Source organism: Enterobacter sp. SST3 (genome assembly GCF_000286655.1).
In the GTDB taxonomy this organism is placed as follows: Bacteria; Pseudomonadota; Gammaproteobacteria; order Enterobacterales; family Enterobacteriaceae; genus Enterobacter; species Enterobacter roggenkampii.
In genome coordinates this window covers 43,337-62,306 of record NZ_ALNS01000014.1, presented here as the reverse complement: position 1 = coordinate 62,306, position 18,970 = coordinate 43,337, and the positions used below count along the sequence as shown (strand labels likewise).

The window sequence follows — 18,970 nt, the reverse complement described above, 5'->3', positions numbered from 1 at the left end:
GAGATACAGGGGAAATCATGCTTACGTTATTCGAACTCCTTATTGGGGTCGTAGTCATTGTCGGTGTCGCACGCTACATCATTAAAGGCTATTCGGCCACGGGCGTATTATTTGTCGGCGGTTTAACGCTGCTGATTATCAGCGCCATAATGGGACATCAGGTATTACCTGCCAGTGCAACCACTACGGGTTACACCGCCACTGATATTGTTGAATACATTAAGATATTACTCATGAGCCGCGGCGGCGACCTGGGTATGATGATCATGATGCTGTGCGGTTTTGCCGCCTACATGACCCATATCGGTGCCAACGACATGGTCGTTAAGCTTGCCTCAAAACCGCTGCAATACATCAACTCACCCTATCTGCTGATGGTCGCCGCCTATTTCCTCGCCTGCCTGATGTCGCTGGCCGTGTCGTCGGCAACCGGACTTGGCGTACTGCTCATGGCCACGCTGTTCCCGGTCATGGTGAACGTCGGTATCAGCCGCGGCGCGGCAGCAGCCATTTGCGCGTCTCCGGCAGCCATTATTCTCTCCCCGACCTCCGGCGACGTTGTGCTGGCGGCAAAGGCTGCGGAGATGTCGCTCATCGACTTCGCCTTTAAAACCACGCTGCCAATCTCTATTGTCGCCATTGTGGGAATGGGAATCGCGCATTTCTTCTGGCAGCGCTATCTGGATAAGAAAGAAAACATCAGTCACGAGATGATGGACGTGAGTGAGATCACCACCACCGCCCCCGCGTTTTATGCCATTCTGCCCTTCACGCCGATTATCGGAGTGCTGATTTTTGACGGCAAATGGGGCCCGCAGCTGCACATCATCACCATTCTGGTGATCTGCATGCTGCTGGCTGCCGTGCTGGAGTTTGTGCGCGGTTTCAACACGCAAAAGGTGTTCTCGGGTCTGGAAGTCGCCTATCGCGGTATGGCGGATGCCTTCGCTGGCGTGGTGATGCTGCTGGTGGCAGCGGGCGTTTTTGCTCAGGGTCTGAGCACCATCGGCTTTATCCAGAGCCTGATCTCTATCGCCACCTCGTTCGGCTCGGCCAGTATTATCCTGATGCTGGTCCTGGTGGTACTCACCATGCTGGCGGCCATGACCACCGGTTCCGGCAATGCGCCTTTCTACGCTTTCGTGGAGATGATCCCGAAACTGGCCCACTCCTCCGGTATTAACCCGGCCTATCTATCCATTCCCATGCTGCAGGCGTCAAACCTGGGCCGTACCATTTCCCCGGTATCGGGCGTGGTCGTCGCCGTTGCCGGGATGGCAAAAATCTCGCCATTTGAAGTGGTAAAACGCACCTCAGTGCCCGTTATGGTTGGGCTGATTATCGTGATTATCGCCACGGAAGTGCTGGTGCCCGGCGCAGCCTAAGCTAAATTCCTGATATCCAGAAAGCGCCTGCGGGCGCTTTTTGTGCTTTAATAACCCCCAGAAATCAATCACGCTCATTCGATCAGGAAATCATATGTTCAGGAAGGATATCGTTATCCCGTCTGGGGCAATCGCGCTTGCCCTCTGTGTTTTCTCCACACAGGCAGAACCGCTCAAGGCAACCCAGTATGGCGATTTCGATCGCTATGTTTTGGCTCTGTCCTGGCAAACCGGGTTTTGCCAGAGCATGGTCGAGCGCAACCGCAATGAACCTGACGAATGTCGCCTGCAAAAAGAGCGCGAAAATAAAGCCGATTTTCTGACCGTTCACGGGCTATGGCCCGGCCTGCCGAAATCCATTGCCGCACGCGGGGTGGATGAACGTCGATGGATGCGTTTTGGCTGCGCCACGCGCCCCATTCCGAACATGCCGGAAGTGAAGGCCAGCCGCAAATGCGATGCCGCCGAAACCGGACTGTCGCTTTCCGCTGCCGCAAAGCTCAACGACGTGATGCCGGGTGCGGGCGGTAATTCCTGCCTGGAACGCTACGAATACGCCAAACATGGCGTCTGCTTTGGTTTCGATCCGGATGCCTATTTCGGCACGATGGTGCGGATGAATCAGGAAGTTAAAAACAGTGCGGTCGGTAAATTCCTTGCCAATAACTACGGAAAACCCGTCAATCGCAGCGACTTTGACAGTGCCGTAGCCAAAAGCTGGGGCAAGGAGAACGTCAGAGCGTTCAAGCTGACCTGCAACGGCAATCCGGCTTATCTGACCGAGATGCAGATTTCGCTGAAGGCTGACGCCATTAACAACCCGCTTTCTGCGGCCTCATTTGCCCCGCAGCCACATCCGGGTAACTGCGGAAAACAATTCGTGATTGATAAAGCCGGTTACTGATCCGCGCCCGGGCGCACCATATCAAACCGGTTTTCATCGCTGATGCCATAGTATGCCGTCGGCCCACCCGCACGCAGGATGGGCTGCGCTTTCGCCGTCTGGTATATCCCCTCTTCCAGCAGCGTTTCGGCAATATGGATACCGACCACTTCCCCCAGCACCAGCCACGTGTCCACCGGCGTACCGTCGGCTCCGGTAAGCTGAATGCACTGGGACAGTCGACATTCAAAATTCACCGGGCTTTCTGCAACGCGGGGGGCGTTAACCAGCTGGCTGGCCGCTGGCGTGAGTCCGGCAAAGCTAAATTCATCCCGATCGTGGGGAAGCATCGCGGAGGTTTGATTCATCGCCTGTGCGAGATCGCGCGTTGCCAGGTTCCAGACAAACTCCCCGGTTTCCGTAATATTACGCACGCTGTCCTTCCAGCCGTTGCTGGAAAAGCCGATGATCGGCGGGCGGTAGTTAAAGCAGTTGAAGAAACTGTACGGTGCAAGGTTCAGCTGACCGGCCTTGTCGCAAGAGGAGATCCAGCCTATCGGACGTGGACCAATAATGGCGTTCAGCGGGTCATGCGGCAGGCCGTGCCCCTGAGACGGTTGATAGAAGTACATAATTCTCTCTCGTTGGTGGGCAACGCCCGGGTTCAGGACACTCAGCGTAACGTATTCCGTCAGGAATGAAGACTGAATAAATTTCAGCGAAAATTCATATGGCCCATGAATGTGACTTTCATCACTTCAAACTTGCGCGCTCAGCCAGTATCATCGGGAGAGTTAAACCCTCGCTGCCAGACGGCGAGGGTTTTCTTTTGGATCAGTTTCTGCGTTAGACGCAGCATTAACGACATGGAGTAAAAAATGTCCAGACCTACCATTATCATCAATGAGCTCGACGCAGAACGTATCGACAGGCTGCTGGAAAAAGCGGAATTTGCCTCGCTCCCCGTGGCCGACGCCCTGAATGAGGAGCTCGACCGGGCACAGATGTGCACGCCTGAGACAATGCCACATGACGTGGTCACCATGAACAGCCAGGTGAAATTCCGCAACCTGACCACCGGTGAAGAGTTGACCCGTACGCTGGTATACCCGGCTCAGATGACCGACAGCAGCACACAGCTTTCTGTTCTGGCCCCTGTGGGTGCCGCACTGCTGGGACTGCGTACGGGGGATACGATCCACTGGGAATTACCGGGTGGCGCCTCGACCCATCTGGAAGTGCTGGAGCTGCTCTACCAGCCAGAAGCCGCGGGCGATTACCTGCGTTAATCTCTTCTGAATAAGCGCCTACCCGCTTTGCACAGAGGATGCAGCCGCATCCTCTTTCCGCAAATTCACCCAATTTTCCTATACCGCGCAAAATGGCCTTAATCCACGCTTAACCTGTTTTGGTGCCGCGGGGACGGTCATGAGTGAGATAGGCGTTATCACACTTATCTTTCTGATTTTTGTGGCGATTATAGTCACGGCCGTGCTCTATCTTGAACGCCACTGGTAAGCGAATATTCTCAGGCAACCCCGCCCGGGAAGGCATTCACCAGCCCTTTAACGGTCTGCTCTGCGGCTTCGGGGGTCTCTGCGCCCGGGACCAGAATCACCTTCCGGCACTCCTCCTCCCGTTTTTCGAAAATCTTATAGGCGCGTTCCGCATCCGCAAGGGGGAGATAATGGGTCACGATCTCTTCCGGCGTAAGCAGCCCTTTTTCGATCAGCGGTAACAGTTCACCCAGCCAGGCATGGACGTGCGTCTGGCCCATCTTAAACGTCAGCCCCTTATCAAAGGCATCGCCAAACAGGAAGCCATGGATAAACCCTGCGTATACGCCGGGTACGCTGACCACCCCGCCGCGACGCACGGCAGCAATGCACTGACGCAACGCTTTGCCGCTGCTGCCTTCGATTTTAAGATTGCTGAGGATCGTTTCCGTGGTGCTGCCTTTCGCTTCAAACCCGACCGCATCAATCACGGCGTCAACGCCGCGCTGGCCCGCGGTCTGTTCGATGATTTTTTCCGCCGCGTCGTTGTCATCATCAAAGTTGATGGGGATAGCGCCATAGCGCGCCTCGGCAAATCGCAACCGGTAGGGATGGTGATCGATAACAAAAATCTGCTCAGCCCCCAGCAGCCGCGCACAGGCAATGGTCAGTAGCCCCACCGGCCCGGCGCCGAAAACGGCTACGCTTGAGCCTTTTTCAATCTGCGCATTTTTTGCCGCCTGCCAGGCCGTGGGCAAAATGTCGGACAGGAACAGCGCTTTATCATCAGAAAGAAGCTGCGGGACTTTAAACGGTCCGACGTTACCCTTCGGCACGCGAACGTATTCCGCCTGCCCGCCCGGCACGCCGCCGTAGAGGTGGCTATAGCCAAACAGCGCCGCAGGTGCGGGAATTTGCTTTTTGTTCAGTGCGGCACCCTGCCCGGCGTTGGTATTCTCACAGGCCGCATACTGCTGGAGGCGACAGAAGAAACAGTCCCCGCAGGCGATAACAAAGGGGATCACCACGCGATCGCCCTTTTGCAAATTCTTCACCTCTGCGCCGCACTCGACGATTTCCCCCATAAACTCATGGCCAAAAATATCGCCGTGCTGCACCTTCGGTATCTTTCCGCGGTAGAGATGCAAATCGGAGCCGCAGATAGCCGTGGCCGTGACGCGCAGAATAATATCGTCGGGCTGTTCGATGATGGGGTCGGGGACATTCTCGACGCGAACATGGTGTGGACCGTGATACGTAAGTGCTTTCATGCGACCTCCGAAAGGTTCCGGGTAAGTGTATAAGGGTAGCTACCCCTGAAGGTCTGCCTGTGAATACGGGTCTTTTGAGATTTATCCTGGCAAGATAAGAAAACTGACGGAGCGCTTACAGAAACCATGACTATTTTGTGGTTGAATGAGTACAGCGTTATAAACAAGGAGAAACGGGTATGTATCAGAGAATCATTATGCCGGTTGATGTTTTTGAAATGGAGCTGAGCGACAAGGCCGTACGCCACGCGGAGTTTCTGGCGCAGCAGGACGGTGTCATCCATCTGCTACACGTGCTGCCAGGCTCCGCCAGCCTGAGCCTGCACCGCTTTGCCGCCGATGTGCGTCGCTTCGAGGAACATTTGCAGCACGAAGCGGAAAATCGCCTGCAAACCATGGTCAGCCACTTCAGCATCGACCCTTCACGGATCAAAACACACGTCAGATTCGGCAGCGTACGCGATGCGGTAAATGAACTGGCGACCGAACTGAAGGCAGACGTGGTGGTTATCGGTTCGCGTAACCCGTCCATTACCACGCATCTGCTGGGCTCTAACGCCTCCAGCGTCATCCGCCACACCCATATACCGGTGATGGTCGTCAGATAAAAAAAAGAGGCCACCTTTCGGTGGCCTCTCGCTATTGCAGGTGTAGCCTTACTTTCTTTTCTTATGCGGTTTTGGTGCGAATCAGGTAGTCGAACGAACTCAGAGACGCCTTCGCCCCTTCGCCCGTGGCGATAATAATCTGTTTGTACGGCACGGTGGTGCAGTCGCCGGCCGCAAACACGCCTTTCACGCTGGTTTCACACTTGGCATCGATGATGATTTCGCCCATGCGGTTGCGCTCAATCGCCCCTTCCAGCCAGGTGGTATTTGGCAGCAGACCAATCTGCACGAAGATCCCTGAAAGCTGCACGCTGTGCACGTCGCCGCTCACGCGGTCGCGGTATTCCAGACCGGTGACCTTGCTGCCGTCGCCCTTCACTTCCGTGGTCTGCGCGTTCAGCACGATGTCGACGTTTTTCAGGCTGCGCACTTTATCCTGCAGAACCTGGTCGGCCTTCATGTCTGGCGCGAACTCCAGCAGGGTTACGTGTTCAACAATCCCCGCCAGGTCGATCGCCGCTTCCACGCCGGAGTTTCCGCCGCCGATCACCGCCACGCGCTTACCTTTAAACAGCGGGCCGTCGCAGTGCGGGCAATAGGTCACGCCTTTGGTGCGATACTGATCTTCGCCCGGCACGTTCATGTTGCGCCATTTCGCACCGGTGGCAATGATGATGCTGCGCGCTTTCAGCACCGCGCCGGAGGCGGTTTCAATCTGGTGTAAACCACCCTCAACCGCAGCAGGTACCAGCCTGCTGGCGCTCTGGCTGTCGATCACATCCACGTCGTAATCGCTGACGTGCGCCTTCAGCGCGCCGGCCAGCTTCTGGCCTTCGGTTTTCGGCACGGAGATATAGTTTTCAATGTCCACGGTATCCAGTACCTGGCCACCAAAACGTTCACCCATCAGGCCGGTACGGATACCTTTACGTGCGGAGTATACTGCCGCCGCCGCCCCCGCAGGGCCGGAACCGACAATCAGCACGTCGTAAGCATCGCGTTTGTTCAGCGCTTCTGCGGCACGTTTTTCGGCACCGGTATCCACTTTGGCGACGATTTCCGTCAGCGTCATACGGCCCTGGCCGAATTCCTGACCGTTCAGATACACCGCCGGAACGCCCATCACGTTGCGATCGGTGATTTCATTCTGGAAGGTACCGCCATCAATTGCCGTGTGTTTGATGCGCGGGTTGAGGACCGACATCAGGTTCAGCGCCTGCACCACGTCAGGACAGTTGTGGCAGGAGAGCGAGTAATAGGTTTCAAACTCAAAATCACCGTCGATATCGCGGATCTGCTCCAGCAGCGCCTGCGCCTCTTTCGACGGATGACCGCCGGTCCACAGCAGCGCCAGCACCAGCGAGGTAAACTCGTGCCCCAGCGGTGAGCCGGCAAAACGCGGCCCCAGCTCAGAGCCTGGGTTAGTGATCAGGAAAGACGGCTTACGGACGTTAAGCGAGTTATCCTCTTTGAAGGTCACTTTTGGTGACAGTTCAGCGATCTCTGCCAGCAGTTCCTTGATCTCTGCCGATTTCGCGCTGTCGTCCAGCGTGGCAATCAGCTCAACGGGTTTGGTCAGTTTCTCAAGGTAGGCCTTGAGCTGGGTTTTCATCGTGGTGTCGAGCATGGTTCTTCCCTCTCTTAAAACGTCATCATGCAAGCTGCCTTATACGGGCGGCCTGAATGCAACTTGCATCATGGTGCTGGAATGAAATGGGCGCGGGTGCGCCCATTGATTGCCGGGTGGCACGTCGTTTACCCGGCCTACGATACTGTAGGCCCGTGCAAACGCAGCGCCGCCAGGCTTTACAGACTTAGATCTTGCCGACCAGGTCTAAAGATGGCGCCAGCGTTGCTTCGCCTTCTTTCCATTTAGCCGGGCACACTTCGCCTGGGTGAGAAGCAACATACTGCGCTGCTTTTACTTTACGCAGCAGGTCAGACGCATCACGGCCGATACCTTCAGCGGTAACTTCGATAGCCTGGATAATGCCCTGCGGATCAACAACGAAGGTCGCACGGTCAGCCAGGCCTTCATCTTCACGCATGTTGTCGAAGTTACGGGTCAGGGCGCCAGTCGGGTCACCGATCATCGCGTATTTGATTTTGGCGATGGTTTCAGAGCTGCTGTGCCATGCTTTGTGGGTGAAGTGGGTATCGGTAGACACAGAGTAAACGTCTACGCCCAGCTTCTGCAGTTCGTCGTAATGGTCAGCCACGTCGCCCAGTTCGGTCGGGCAAACGAAGGTGAAGTCAGCCGGATAGAAGAAGAAGACGCTCCAGCGACCTTCGGTATCTTTCTCGGTTACTTCGATGAACTCACCGTTTTTGAACGCCTGGTTTTTGAAAGGTTTAATTTTAGTGTTAATCAAAGACATCTGTACTTCCTCCGTGTTTTCGTTGAGATGTAAGGTAACCAACTTTATCCATCGGGGCTAATGCGTATGCTTTATCAAATCAATCAGCCAAACCTTACAACGCCAACAAGACAACCTTGTGAACGGAACTAACGGAAAGCCTGAACGTAAAAAGGCCGCCCTGGTGGGCGGCCCTGATACCTGAACTTTCCACAGGAACTTTCAGTGCCAGCCTGGGCTGGCGTTGCGTTGCGCTCTACATACCTTATTTCAGGCCGTAACAGCGGTTTGATTACAGCACCGGTTTTCAGTTTGGGCAATGCGTCACGCCGGCATTCCGCCCTATGGCTGTGATAGGTTTTACCGAATAGCCTCCGTGTCTGCCTGACTCAACGAGAGGCTTAATAATGAGAATGAGTTGCAATAAGTGGTCTGCCTGGTGGCCAGAACGAAAGTGACAATAATGAGTCACAGCGAATGTATAACCAATAATGGTTATTTGAGAACAACGCCGCAAGTTTTAAAGATAAAAATATCTTAATAACGGCTGAAGTTCTATTTCAATAATCCAGCCTCGTGATATATTAAGCTCGTATTTAAAACAAATTAAGTAGGTTAATCACAAGGATTGTAAATGATTAACTTCGAACTATAGTTATCAGTAATGTGATGACAACAACACACTCAGGATGATTTATGGCAAATCTTTACGACCTTAAAAAATTCGATCTTAATCTGTTAGTCATTTTTGAGTGCATTTATCAGCACCTTAGCATTAGCAAGGCAGCGGAAACACTCTATATCACGCCCTCAGCAGTGAGCCAGTCCCTGCAACGCCTGCGCGCGCAACTGAATGACCCGCTTTTTATTCGTTCGGGTAAAGGCATTACCCCGACGACGGTGGGGATCAATTTGCATCACCATCTGGAAGAAAACCTTAATAGCATTGAGCAAACCATTAATATCCTGAATAACGCGCAGATCAAAAAGAGCTTTGTCATCTACTGCCCGCAGATTGTGGCCCATGGGCGCTTCGGCAGCCTGCTAAGCTCTCTGCTTGCAGACGAAAATTACGACATAGAACATAATGATGTGCTCTTATCTCCTGAGTCAGCCGAGGATTTGCTCGCCTACCGCAAGGCCGACCTGGTGTTTAGCTTTGCTCCCGTTAACAGTCGCTCTATCGTCTGTACCCGCTTTATGAAGTTAGCAATGCTGTTGGCGTGCAGCAAAGATCACCCCCGCCTCGGCGATAGCGCAACGATTGAGGAACTCAGCCAGGAAAAATTCACGCTGATGCGCAGTCAGGAGAATGGCATAAAAGAGTTCCAGCTGCAGTCAAACATTCTCCTTCCGGAACGCAACGTCTGTTTCCGCAGTGACTCACTGCTTTCGATTATGAATATTATTGGCGTGAGTGATTTAATAGGCTTTGTACCAACAATATTGTTTGAACGATATAAAGACCATCTCAACCTGAAGAGCATTTCCTTGCCTTTTGCGATTCCTCAAGTAGATGTTTACATGCTTTACAATCGCTCGGCGTTAAACAGCAGCGTGTTTACGCAATTCATTGAAAAAATCGAAGTGGAATAACTTGCGATATCGCCTGAATACTTTTTAATTACATTCGGGCAACAAATCCTTTAATGGAAGATCTTATTCTTCCGGTTTCTCCTTAATATCTTTACTATTCATGGTTTATCAGCGTAAATAAAAGCCCCCGACAGTCATACTCAGGAAGAGATTGAACATGTCACTGTATAAATATCCCCTGCAGCTTAACGTGCTGGAGGCCGCGCAGGAGCGCATCGCCTGGACGTTCGCCACCTTTTCCCGCATCTGCGTCTCCTTCTCCGGTGGCAAAAACTCCACCGTCATGCTGCATCTCACCGCGCAAATGGCCCGGGCGCAAAAACGAAAAATCAGCGTGCTTTTTATTGACTGGGAAGCACAGTTCTCCTGCACCATTGAGCACGTTAATGCGCTGCGCGAAGGCTACCGGGACGTCATCGAGCACTTTTACTGGGTGGCGCTTCCGCTAACCACGCAAAATTCCCTCTCACAGTATCAGCCTGAATGGCAATGCTGGGCGCCGGACGTGCGCTGGGTGCGCCAGCCGCCGGAAGGCGCCATCACCGCTGCGGATTATTTTGATTTTTACCAGACGGGAATGACCTTTGAAGCCTTTGTCCGCTCGTTTTCCGACTGGTTTGCCCTGCACCGTCCGGCAGCCATGCTGGTGGGCATTCGCGCCGATGAATCCTATAACCGATTTTTGACCATCGCCAACAACCGCAAGCATCGCTTCGCGGATGATAAGCCCTGGACAACCACCGCGCCCGGCGGGCACGCGTGGTACGTCTATCCTCTTTACGACTGGAAAACCGCAGACATCTGGACATGGTTTGCAAAATCCGGAAGCAGCTATAACCCGCTCTACAACCTCATGTTTCAGGCGGGCGTCCCGCCGCGCTATATGCGCATCTGCGAGCCCTTCGGCCCGGAACAGCGCCAGGGACTCTGGCTCTATCACGTTCTCGAGCCCGAGCGCTGGGCCGCCATGTGCGAGCGCGTCAGCGGCGTGCGCAGCGGCGGCTTCTACGCCGGGCAGGACAACCACTTTTATGGCCACCGGAAAATCCTCAAACCCGATCACCTCGGCTGGCGCGACTACGCCATGCTCCTGCTGAACAGCATGCCGCAAAACACGGCTGAGCATTACCGCAATAAAATCGCGATCTATCTGCACTGGTATCAGAAGAGAGGCATGCCGGATATCCCCGAGACGCAGGACGGCGATATCGGCGCCAAAGACATCCCCTCATGGCGCCGTATTTGTAAGGTTTTACTTAATAATGACTACTGGTGCAGGGCGCTGTCGTTCAGCCCGAATAAACCTAAACATTATCAGCGCTACAGCGAACGAGTGAAGGCGAAGCGCAAGGAGTGGGGCATTTTATGCGACAAAGAATAATTACCGATATCGAAACGTACCTTCAGTCACTTTCCGAGGAGGATAGGATTAACGCCATCAATGCCTTTCGCGAAGCGATCCATAAAAACAGCCCTTTTCGCGAGCAACCGATAGACTGCGTTCTCTGGATCAAACAGGACGCGATTATCGCTAACGACTACAACCCCAATAACGTTGCCCCTCCGGAAAAACGGCTGCTCAGCAAGTCGCTCGAACTCGATGGATTCACCCAACCTATTGTTGTGACGGAAAGTGAAGCCCATCACTACGAAATTGTGGATGGCTTTCATCGCCACGAAATCGGCAAAAGTCGGGCGGCGTTAAAGCGTCAGCTCAGGGGATATCTCCCCGTCACCTGCCTGCGCCAGCACCGGCAGGATAAACATGACCGTATGGCCGCCACGATTCGCCACAATCGGGCGCGGGGTCGGCATCAAATCAACGCCATGTCAGATATCGTGCGCGAACTGGCACAGCTCGGCTGGAATGATGAGCGAATAGGCAAAGAGCTGGGCATGGACAGCGATGAGGTGCTGCGCCTCAAGCAAATCAACGGTCTGCTGGAGCTGTTTGCAGACCGCCGTTACTCAGAAGCGTGGACGGTGAAATAATCAGAGCATGTTCAAACGCTCCGCCGCCGCCAGCAGCGTCGATTCCTGCTTCGCAAAGCACAGGCGGATCAGCTTGTGCGGGAAGGGATCGGCGCAGAACACCGACAATGGAATGGCGGCCACGCCGACCTCTTTCGTCAGCCACTGGCAAAAGCTAACGTCGTCCAGATCGGAAATCGCGCTGTAGTCGGCGAGCAGGAAATAGGTTCCTTCAGACGGCAAAATTTCCAGGCGGCTTTGGCTCAGCGCCGCCACAAACAGATCCCGACGTTCACGATAGAAGTGCGGCAGCTCGCGGTAATGCGCGGGTTCCGCGCGCAGCATATCCGCCAGCGCCAGCTGAGCTGGCGTGTTCACGGCAAACGTCAGGTACTGATGCACTTTGCGCAGCTCAGCGCTGATGGCCGCCGGGGCCACGCAGTACCCTACCTTCCAGCCGGTCATATGGTAGGTCTTACCAAACGAAGAGACGGCGATTGCACGCTCGCGAAGCTGCGGATGGGCCAGCACGCTGACATGCCCTTCCTCAGCAAAGCAGATGTGCTCGTAGACTTCATCGCTCAGGACGTAAATTTCCCGTTCGGCGATAGCCTGCCACAGCGCGGCAAAATCGGCTTTTTGCCACACCGTCGCCGACGGGTTATGCGGCGTATTCAGGATCACCAGACGGGTTTTGTCACTCAGCAGCGCAGCAAACGCCTGCCAGTCAGGGCGGAAATGCGGCGGCTGGAGCGCCACGCGTTTCATCACGCCGCCGGAGAGTTCAACCGCAGGCGCATAGCTGTCGTAGCTCGGATCAAAGCAGATGACTTCATCCCCCGCGCGCACCAGTGCGGTGATGGCCGCATACAGCGCTTCGGTTGCCCCTGCCGTCACCGTTATGTCGGTGTTCGCATCGGGCTTATGGCCATACAGTTCCGCCGTTTTGTCGGCAATCGCTTCCCGCAGCGCCTGCACGCCCGTCATCGGCGCATACTGATTCGCCCCCTGCGCCACGTGATACGCCAGACGCGCCTGCAGATAAGCCGGGCCGTCGAAATCCGGGAACCCCTGAGAAAGGTTAATGGCGTTGTGCTGCTGCGCCAGGGCGCTCATCTGCGTAAAGATGGTAGTACCGAGGTTAGGAAGTTTACTTCGCGGAATCAAGGCGTTAATGCTCATTGTGTTGTGCCTGCTTGTAATACTTATGTTGCTGCCACTATAACACGATGTTAGTCTTTGGCAATCAAGACGCTTAGACGTCTAAACCATATGAATATTCCTGGCCGAGAGGGTAAAAGGAAAATGACAGACAACCTGCAACTCACGCATCTGGTCGACGCCTGCCGCTGGATCGGTGCCAAAGGCTGGGCGCCCGCTACCGGCGGTAACATGTCGGTGCGTCAGGACGAACATCTCTGCTGGCTCAGCGAATCCGGCAAAGACAAAGGTAGCCTCACAACCGATGACTTTCTGCAGGTGGAGATCGCCACCAACCGCGCGCCGTCCGGTCGCAAACCGTCGGCGGAGACCGGTCTGCACACGCTGATTTATCGCCTGTTCCCGGAAGCCAACGCCGTGCTGCACGTTCACACGGTTAACGCCACGGTGCTGTCGCGTCTGGTCAAAGAGGCCGAGCTCACCATCAGCGGCTTTGAGATGCAAAAATCCCTCACCGGACAAACCACGCATCTGGATACGGTGGCAATCCCGGTCTTTGATAACGACCAGGATATCGACGCCCTCGCCTCACGAATCGCTCATTACGCCCAGGAACGGCCGCTTAATTATGGTTTTCTTCTGCGCGGTCATGGCTTAACCTGCTGGGGACGCGACGTGGCCGAAGCCCGGCGTCATCTGGAAGGATTAGAGTTCTTATTTGAATGCGAAATGCGTTTACGACAACTGGAGAGAGTATGATTCGCGCGATTGTGACGGATATTGAAGGGACCACCAGCGATATTCGTTTTGTCCATGATGTTTTGTTCCCCTACGCGCGTGAGCGGCTGGCGGCCTTCGTGACCGCGCAGCAGTACGCCGAGCCGGTGAAATCCATTCTGGACAACCTGCGTGATGAAATCGCTAACCCACACGCCAGCGTCAGCGAACTTATCGACGCCCTGTTTGCCTTTATGGATGAAGACCGTAAATCCACGGCACTTAAAGCGCTGCAGGGGATCATCTGGCACGACGGCTACGTTAACGGCGACTTTACCGGCCATCTCTACCCGGACGTGCTCCCGGCGCTGGAAAAATGGAAAGCGCAAGGGATTGATCTCTATGTTTATTCCTCTGGCTCCGTCGCCGCGCAGAAACTGTTATTTGGCTACAGCGACGAAGGTGATATTACTCATCTGTTCAGCGGCTATTTCGACACCCACATCGGCGCCAAGCGCGAGGTGCAGTCTTATCAGAACATTGCGGCACAAACGGGCATCGCCCCGTCGCAGATCCTGTTCCTCTCCGATATTCATCAGGAGCTGGACGCGGCTGAACAGGCAGGCTTTCGTACCCTGCAGCTGATTCGCGGCGATGATGACGGCGCAAGCCACCACCATCAGGTCCACCAGTTTGACGAGATTAACCCGGAGCAGATCCCTTCATGAGCGCATTGACCATTTATTCCGACAAAGACGCCAGTCAACACCAGTGGCACAGCACCGACGCCGCCGAGATCGCCCAACAGCTCAACGCGAAAGGCGTACGGTTTGAACGCTGGGCGGCGGATCGCGATTTAGGACACGATCCCGCACCTGAAGCCGTGATCGCGGCGTATCAACATGCGATCGACAAGCTGGTCGCAGAGAAGGGTTACCAGAGCTGGGACGTGATCAGCCTGCGCGCCGACAATCCGCAGAAAGACGCGCTGCGCGCGAAGTTCCTGAACGAACACACCCACGGCGAAGACGAAGTACGCTTTTTCGTGGAAGGCGCGGGCTTGTTCTGCCTGCACATCGGCGATGAGGTATATCAGGTCTTGTGCGAGAAAAACGACCTGATCTCCGTGCCCGCGGGCACGCCGCACTGGTTTGATATGGGCTCAGAGCCGAACTTTACCGCCATTCGTATTTTCGATAACCCGGAAGGCTGGGTGGCCCAGTTTACCGGTGACGCAATAGCGGATGCGTATCCACGCCTGGCCTGATCTTTTCTCCCTCTCCCTGTGGGAGAGGGTCGGGGTGAGGGCACCAGCCCGCACTAAGCGTTAAGCCTTTTCACATAACCCACCAGCTGATCCAGCACAATCCCCCACCCTTCGTGAAATCCCATCTGTTCATGCTGCTCGCGGATTTCCTTCGTGGGGTGGCGCGCAATCGCCGTATAGCGGGTTTTGCCCTCCCCGACGTCTTCCAGCAGCAAAATTGCCGTCATAAACGGCTTCTCGGCCGGTTTCCAGCCTTCGGTATAGCCGTCGGTAAAGACCAGCTTTTTCGCCGGGTCGATTTCAAGAAACACGCCCCGGTTATCCATCCGCTGGCCGTCCACCTCAAACACGGTGTTGAACCGCCCGCCCACGCGCAGATCGAGATCGCAGTCGAGCACCTTATGCGGTGCAGGGATGAAGAAGTGTTTGATGTGTTCGGGCGTAGTCCAGCAGAGCCACAGGAGGTCGCGCGGTGCGTCCACTACGCGCTCCAGTTTTAAGTCTGTTTCAGGGTCGAGCGTCACGGTGTTGTCCTCTTAAGGGAGCCCCTTAAAGGATAGCCGGACTCAGGCAAATTTCCCTTCCGCAACCTCTTCCGGCGTGACCACTCCCGTATCCAGCACCCAGCCGCTAATCAGCGAGGCTGGGGTCACGTCAAACGCCGGATTATAGACCTGCGCGTTTTCCGGCGCCCACTGCACCGCGCCAAAGCTTCCGGCGACGCCCGTCACCTCGCTGGCGGCGCGCTGCTCAATCGGGATCGCGTCGCCGTTCGGGCAGTCCGGGTCGAGGGTCGTTTGCGGGGCGGCCACGTAGAACGGAATGCCGTGGAATTTTGCCAGCACCGCCAGAGAGTAGGTGCCGATTTTGTTCGCCACGTCACCGTTGGCCGCAATGCGGTCTGCGCCCACCCACACGGCGTCCACCTGCCCTTTCGCCATCAGGCTGGCGGCCATGGAATCGGTAATCAGCTGATACGGCACGCCCAGTTCGCCAAGTTCCCATGCGGTCAGCCTGCCTCCCTGCAGCAGCGGACGGGTTTCATCCACCCAGACGTTGCTGACGTTGCCTTCCTGGTGCGCGCGTGCAATCACGCCCAGCGCCGTACCGACCCCCGCCGTTGCCAGCCCGCCGGTGTTGCAGTGGGTCAGCAGACGGCTGCCGGGCTTCACCAGCGCGCTGCCCGCGCTGGCAATCGCATCGCAAAGTCGTTTGTCTTCGTCAATCAGGCGCAGCGCTTCGGCCACCAGCGCCGGAACAAAATCTTCCTGCCACAGCGCCCGCTTCATGCGGTCGAGGTTGTTCATCAGGTTCACCGCCGTCGGCCGGGAGGCGCGCAGGGTTTCCAGCGCAACCGCCAGCTCGTCACGGCTTTTGCCGTTTTCGGCCAGCAGCGCCAGCAGCAGGCTTGCAGAGAGACCGATCAGCGGCGCGCCGCGCACCCGCAGGGCGTGAATATGCCCCACCAGCGCCTCTACCGTTGAGGCATCCAGCCAGCGTTTCTCCTGCGGAAGGGCCTGCTGGTCGAGAATAAAGAGCTGATTATCCGCTACCCGCAGGCTGGTCGTCTGTAATGTCTGCATGTCGTTAATTCCCTGTTGCGTTGTTGTAGCACATTGTGTCAGGATGAAATCCAGATGTATAGACGTCTACATGTCTTTATTAGCAAACCCGTGAGGAGCAGGCCATGTCGCAATACCGAACCTTTACCGCTCAGGACGCCGTGGAATATGCCAGGCAGTTTGGCGGCCTTGACGATCCTTCATCGCTGGTGGAGGCGCAGGAGGTAGGCGACGGCAACCTCAATCTGGTGTTTAAAATTTTCGACAGCGCGGGCGTGAGCCGCATCATCGTCAAGCAGGCGCTGCCCTACGTGCGCTGCGTCGGCGAGTCCTGGCCGCTGACGCTGGACCGCGCCCGTCTGGAGGCGCAAACGCTGGTCGAGCACTACCGGCACAGCCCGCAGCACACCGTGAAAATCCACCACTTTGACCCGGAACTGGCGGTAATGGTGATGGAAGATCTCTCCAGCCATCGCATCTGGCGCGGCGAGCTGATCAAAAATAATTATTACCAGCAGGCGGCGCGTCAGCTGGGTGAATACCTCGCGCACGCGCTGTTCCACACCAGCGATTTCTACCTGCACCCGCACGAGAAAAAAGCGCAGGTGGCGAAATTTATCAACCCGGAGATGTGCGAGATCACCGAAGATCTGTTCTTCAACGATCCGTACCAGGTTCATGAGCGCAATAACTACCCTGCCGAGCTGGAAAATGACGTCGCCGCGCTGCGCGACGACGCCCAGCTGAAAATTGCCGTGGCCGCCCTCAAGCACCGTTTCTTTTCTCAGGCTGAAGCCCTGCTGCACGGAGACATTCACAGCGGCTCGATTTTTGTGGCCGACGGCAGCCTGAAGGCCATCGACGCCGAGTTCGGCTATTTTGGCCCGATGGGATTTGATATCGGCACCGCCATCGGCAACCTGCTGCTCAACTTCTGCGGCCTGCCGGGGCACCTGGGCATTCGCGATGCCGCCGCCGCGCGCGAGCAGCGCCTGACCGATATTCAGGAGCTGTGGAACACCTTCGCGGAACGCTTCCAGGCGCTGGCGCACGAGAAAACGCGCGACGCGGCGCTCAGCGCGCCGGGCTATGCCTCCGCGTTCCTGAAAAAGGTCTGGCATGACGCCATCGGCTTCTGCGGCACCGAACTCATTCGCCGCAGCGTTGGGCTTTCCCACGTCGCGGATATCGACACCATTCAGGACGAGGCGATGCGCCACGAATGCCTTCGCCACGCGATAATGCTCGGCAAGGCGCTGATCGTGATTGCCGACCGTATCGACAGCGCGGAAGATCTGGTGGCGCGGGTGCGGCAGTACAGTTGAGAACGTTTGCCCGGTGGCGCTGCGCTTACCGGGCCTACGGCTGCAAAATGTAGGCCGGGTAAGGCGAAGCCGCCACCCGGCAAAACTCACCCCAAATACTCAATCACCGACAGCCCACCGTTATAGTCCGTGCTGTAAATAATTCCCTGCGCATCCACAAACACGTCACACGACTGGATCACCTGCGGGCGATTCGGGCGGGTATCCATCATTTTCGCCGGCGCGGCAGGCACCAGCGCCCCCGTTTCAACCGGACGATACGGATTGGAAATGTCATACGCGCGCACGCCCGCATTCTGATACGTGGCAAAAATCAGCGTGGAGCTGACAAAGCTCCCCGGCCGGTTCTCGTGCAGGTTGTGCGGCCCGAAATGCGCCCCTTTCGCCACGTAGTCAGTTTCGTCCGGCTGTGGGAAGGTAGAGATGCTTACCGGGTTCGACGGCTCGCGGATATCAAACAGCCAGATGAGCTTCTCCCCGTCCTCCTGGTTGTCGAGCACCGCTTCATCCAGCACCACCAGCAGATCGCGGTCCGGCAGCGGCAGCGCGGTGTGCGTGCCGCCGCCAAACGGCGGACTCCAGTTACGGTGGCTAATGAGCTTAGGACGGGTACGATCCTTCACGTCCAGCAGCGTCAGGCCGCCGTCGCGCCAGCTGCCGTACGCGGTATCGCCGGCAATAATCGCATGGTGGAGCGCGTAGCGTTTCCCTTCCGGCCAGTTCGGCTGTTCACCTTCGGCCTGGTTCATCCCCGGCAGCCACCAGCGCCCTGCCACCTCAGGCTTACGCGGGTCGGCCAGATCAATCGTCAGAAAGATGTAGTCGGTAAAACCGTCGATCAGCGCCGACACGTACGCCCAGCGGCCACCGACGTACCAGATGCGGTGAATGCCAATCCCGCTCAGCGACAGAAAGCCGATTTCGCGCGGCCTGTCCGGCGTGGAGATATCAAACACGCGCAGCCCGGCGCTCCAGCCTTTGTCCTGCACGTCGCGGACAGTCTCGCCCACCTGGCGGGTGTAGTAGACCTTCTCGTCGGCAAAGCGGGCATCGGCAAAAAGATCCCTGGCGTTGATGACCAGCAGCAGGTCATCATGCGCCTGCAGATGCACGTTCCAGGTGCCGGGCGGCGCGGGCACGTAGCCCGCCGCTTTCGGGTTTTTCGGATCGCGCACGTCGACAATCGAAAAGCCCTGCGACACCATATGGCCGATATAAGCGAAACCGCGGTGCACCATCAGTTGCACGCCGTCCGGGCGACCACCCTGATCGCTATGGCCAATCAGCCGCATGTTGCGGCTGTATTCGGGAGGGGGTAAATGAGTCACCTTGAGCTCCTTTCGCCGGGTGGCGGCTGCGCCTTACCCGGCC

The 18,970-nt window shown here is 56.3% G+C and carries 20 protein-coding genes; 12 read left to right on the top strand and 8 right to left on the bottom strand.

The window, feature by feature from the left end; translation table 11 throughout:
* Nucleotides 1–17: 17 nt before the first annotated feature.
* A complete protein-coding gene (dcuC, locus tag B498_RS12820) occupies nt 18–1,385 on the top strand; it encodes an anaerobic C4-dicarboxylate transporter DcuC (protein ID WP_008501024.1) in 1,368 nt (455 codons plus the stop codon).
* A 94-nt stretch (nt 1,386–1,479) separates the two neighbouring features.
* Nucleotides 1,480–2,289 carry a ribonuclease I gene (gene rna, locus B498_RS12825; protein ID WP_008501023.1) on the top strand — a complete coding sequence of 270 codons (810 nt, stop codon included), beginning with the start codon at nt 1,480–1,482 and terminating at the stop codon, nt 2,287–2,289.
* Here rna and B498_RS12830 read toward each other — a convergent pair.
* Entirely contained in the window at nt 2,283–2,900 is a 618-nt protein-coding gene (locus B498_RS12830) for a flavin reductase family protein (protein WP_008501022.1), read from the bottom strand. The genes rna and B498_RS12830 overlap by 7 nt on opposite strands.
* Before the next feature lie 246 nt (nt 2,901–3,146).
* On the opposite strand from B498_RS12830, the gene rnk reads away from it, so the two are divergent.
* Nucleotides 3,147–3,557, top strand: coding sequence for a nucleoside diphosphate kinase regulator (gene rnk / locus B498_RS12835; protein ID WP_008501021.1), 411 nt, complete (start codon nt 3,147–3,149; stop codon nt 3,555–3,557).
* A 139-nt stretch (nt 3,558–3,696) separates the two neighbouring features.
* Nucleotides 3,697–3,786, top strand: coding sequence for a small membrane protein YldA (gene yldA / locus B498_RS23505; RefSeq protein ID WP_008501020.1), 90 nt, complete (start codon nt 3,697–3,699; stop codon nt 3,784–3,786).
* 10 nt (nt 3,787–3,796) lie between these two features.
* Here the strand turns inward: yldA and B498_RS12840 are convergent, their stop codons facing one another.
* Entirely contained in the window at nt 3,797–5,035 is a 1,239-nt protein-coding gene (locus B498_RS12840; protein ID WP_008501018.1) for a zinc-dependent alcohol dehydrogenase, read from the bottom strand.
* Between the two features lie 179 nt (nt 5,036–5,214).
* On the opposite strand from B498_RS12840, the gene uspG reads away from it, so the two are divergent.
* A complete protein-coding gene (gene uspG, locus B498_RS12845; RefSeq protein WP_008501017.1) occupies nt 5,215–5,643 on the top strand; it encodes a universal stress protein UspG in 429 nt (142 codons plus the stop codon).
* A 61-nt stretch (nt 5,644–5,704) separates the two neighbouring features.
* Here uspG and ahpF read toward each other — a convergent pair whose 3' ends face one another.
* Both ahpF and ahpC read right to left on the bottom strand, forming a co-directional pair.
* Nucleotides 5,705–7,270 carry an alkyl hydroperoxide reductase subunit F gene (gene ahpF / locus B498_RS12850; RefSeq protein ID WP_008501016.1) on the bottom strand — a complete coding sequence of 522 codons (1,566 nt, stop codon included), beginning with the start codon at nt 7,268–7,270 and terminating at the stop codon, nt 5,705–5,707.
* Nucleotides 7,271–7,457: 187 nt separating this feature from the next.
* Nucleotides 7,458–8,021: an alkyl hydroperoxide reductase subunit C gene (gene ahpC / locus B498_RS12855; RefSeq protein ID WP_008501015.1), complete on the bottom strand. Its 564-nt coding sequence runs from the start codon at nt 8,019–8,021 to the stop codon at nt 7,458–7,460.
* 675 nt (nt 8,022–8,696) lie between these two features.
* Between ahpC and citR the strand changes: the two genes are divergently transcribed.
* The 3 genes from citR to B498_RS12870 all read left to right on the top strand — a co-directional run bounded on the left by citR (nt 8,697) and on the right by B498_RS12870 (nt 11,588).
* Nucleotides 8,697–9,596: a DNA-binding transcriptional repressor CitR gene (gene citR, locus B498_RS12860; protein ID WP_008501014.1), complete on the top strand. Its 900-nt coding sequence runs from the start codon at nt 8,697–8,699 to the stop codon at nt 9,594–9,596.
* Nucleotides 9,597–9,753: 157 nt separating this feature from the next.
* Complete coding sequence (locus tag B498_RS12865) at nt 9,754–10,977, top strand: phosphoadenosine phosphosulfate reductase (RefSeq protein WP_008501013.1); 1,224 nt, start codon at nt 9,754–9,756, stop codon at nt 10,975–10,977.
* Entirely contained in the window at nt 10,962–11,588 is a 627-nt protein-coding gene (locus B498_RS12870; RefSeq protein ID WP_008501012.1) for an IbrB-like domain-containing protein, read from the top strand. Before B498_RS12865 ends, B498_RS12870 begins: the two co-directional genes overlap by 16 nt.
* Here the strand turns inward: B498_RS12870 and B498_RS12875 are convergent, their stop codons facing one another.
* Nucleotides 11,589–12,749 carry a pyridoxal phosphate-dependent aminotransferase gene (locus B498_RS12875; protein ID WP_008501011.1) on the bottom strand — a complete coding sequence of 387 codons (1,161 nt, stop codon included), beginning with the start codon at nt 12,747–12,749 and terminating at the stop codon, nt 11,589–11,591.
* 123 nt (nt 12,750–12,872) lie between these two features.
* On the opposite strand from B498_RS12875, the gene B498_RS12880 reads away from it, so the two are divergent.
* The 3 genes from B498_RS12880 to B498_RS12890 are packed head-to-tail and all read left to right on the top strand — an operon-like array spanning nt 12,873 to nt 14,712.
* A complete protein-coding gene (locus tag B498_RS12880) occupies nt 12,873–13,487 on the top strand; it encodes a methylthioribulose 1-phosphate dehydratase (RefSeq protein ID WP_008501010.1) in 615 nt (204 codons plus the stop codon).
* Complete coding sequence (mtnC, locus tag B498_RS12885) at nt 13,484–14,173, top strand: acireductone synthase (RefSeq protein ID WP_008501009.1); 690 nt, start codon at nt 13,484–13,486, stop codon at nt 14,171–14,173. Before B498_RS12880 ends, mtnC begins: the two co-directional genes overlap by 4 nt.
* A complete protein-coding gene (locus tag B498_RS12890) occupies nt 14,170–14,712 on the top strand; it encodes a 1,2-dihydroxy-3-keto-5-methylthiopentene dioxygenase (protein WP_008501008.1) in 543 nt (180 codons plus the stop codon). The genes mtnC and B498_RS12890 overlap by 4 nt, the downstream gene beginning before the upstream one ends.
* Nucleotides 14,713–14,765: 53 nt before the next feature.
* Here the strand turns inward: B498_RS12890 and B498_RS12895 are convergent, their stop codons facing one another.
* Both B498_RS12895 and mtnA read right to left on the bottom strand, forming a co-directional pair.
* Complete coding sequence (locus B498_RS12895; RefSeq protein WP_008501007.1) at nt 14,766–15,236, bottom strand: SRPBCC family protein; 471 nt, start codon at nt 15,234–15,236, stop codon at nt 14,766–14,768.
* 42 nt (nt 15,237–15,278) lie between these two features.
* On the bottom strand, nt 15,279–16,295 hold the full coding sequence (mtnA, locus tag B498_RS12900) for an S-methyl-5-thioribose-1-phosphate isomerase (protein WP_008501006.1): 1,017 nt from the start codon (nt 16,293–16,295) through the stop codon (nt 15,279–15,281).
* A gap of 104 nt (nt 16,296–16,399) precedes the next feature.
* Here mtnA and mtnK point away from each other — a divergent pair, with 104 nt between their 5' ends.
* Nucleotides 16,400–17,599: an S-methyl-5-thioribose kinase gene (gene mtnK, locus B498_RS12905; RefSeq protein WP_008501005.1), complete on the top strand. Its 1,200-nt coding sequence runs from the start codon at nt 16,400–16,402 to the stop codon at nt 17,597–17,599.
* Nucleotides 17,600–17,685: 86 nt separating this feature from the next.
* On the opposite strand, the gene B498_RS12910 is transcribed toward mtnK, so the two are convergent.
* Nucleotides 17,686–18,927, bottom strand: coding sequence for an LVIVD repeat-containing protein (locus B498_RS12910; protein WP_008501004.1), 1,242 nt, complete (start codon nt 18,925–18,927; stop codon nt 17,686–17,688).
* Nucleotides 18,928–18,970 lie beyond the last annotated feature (43 nt).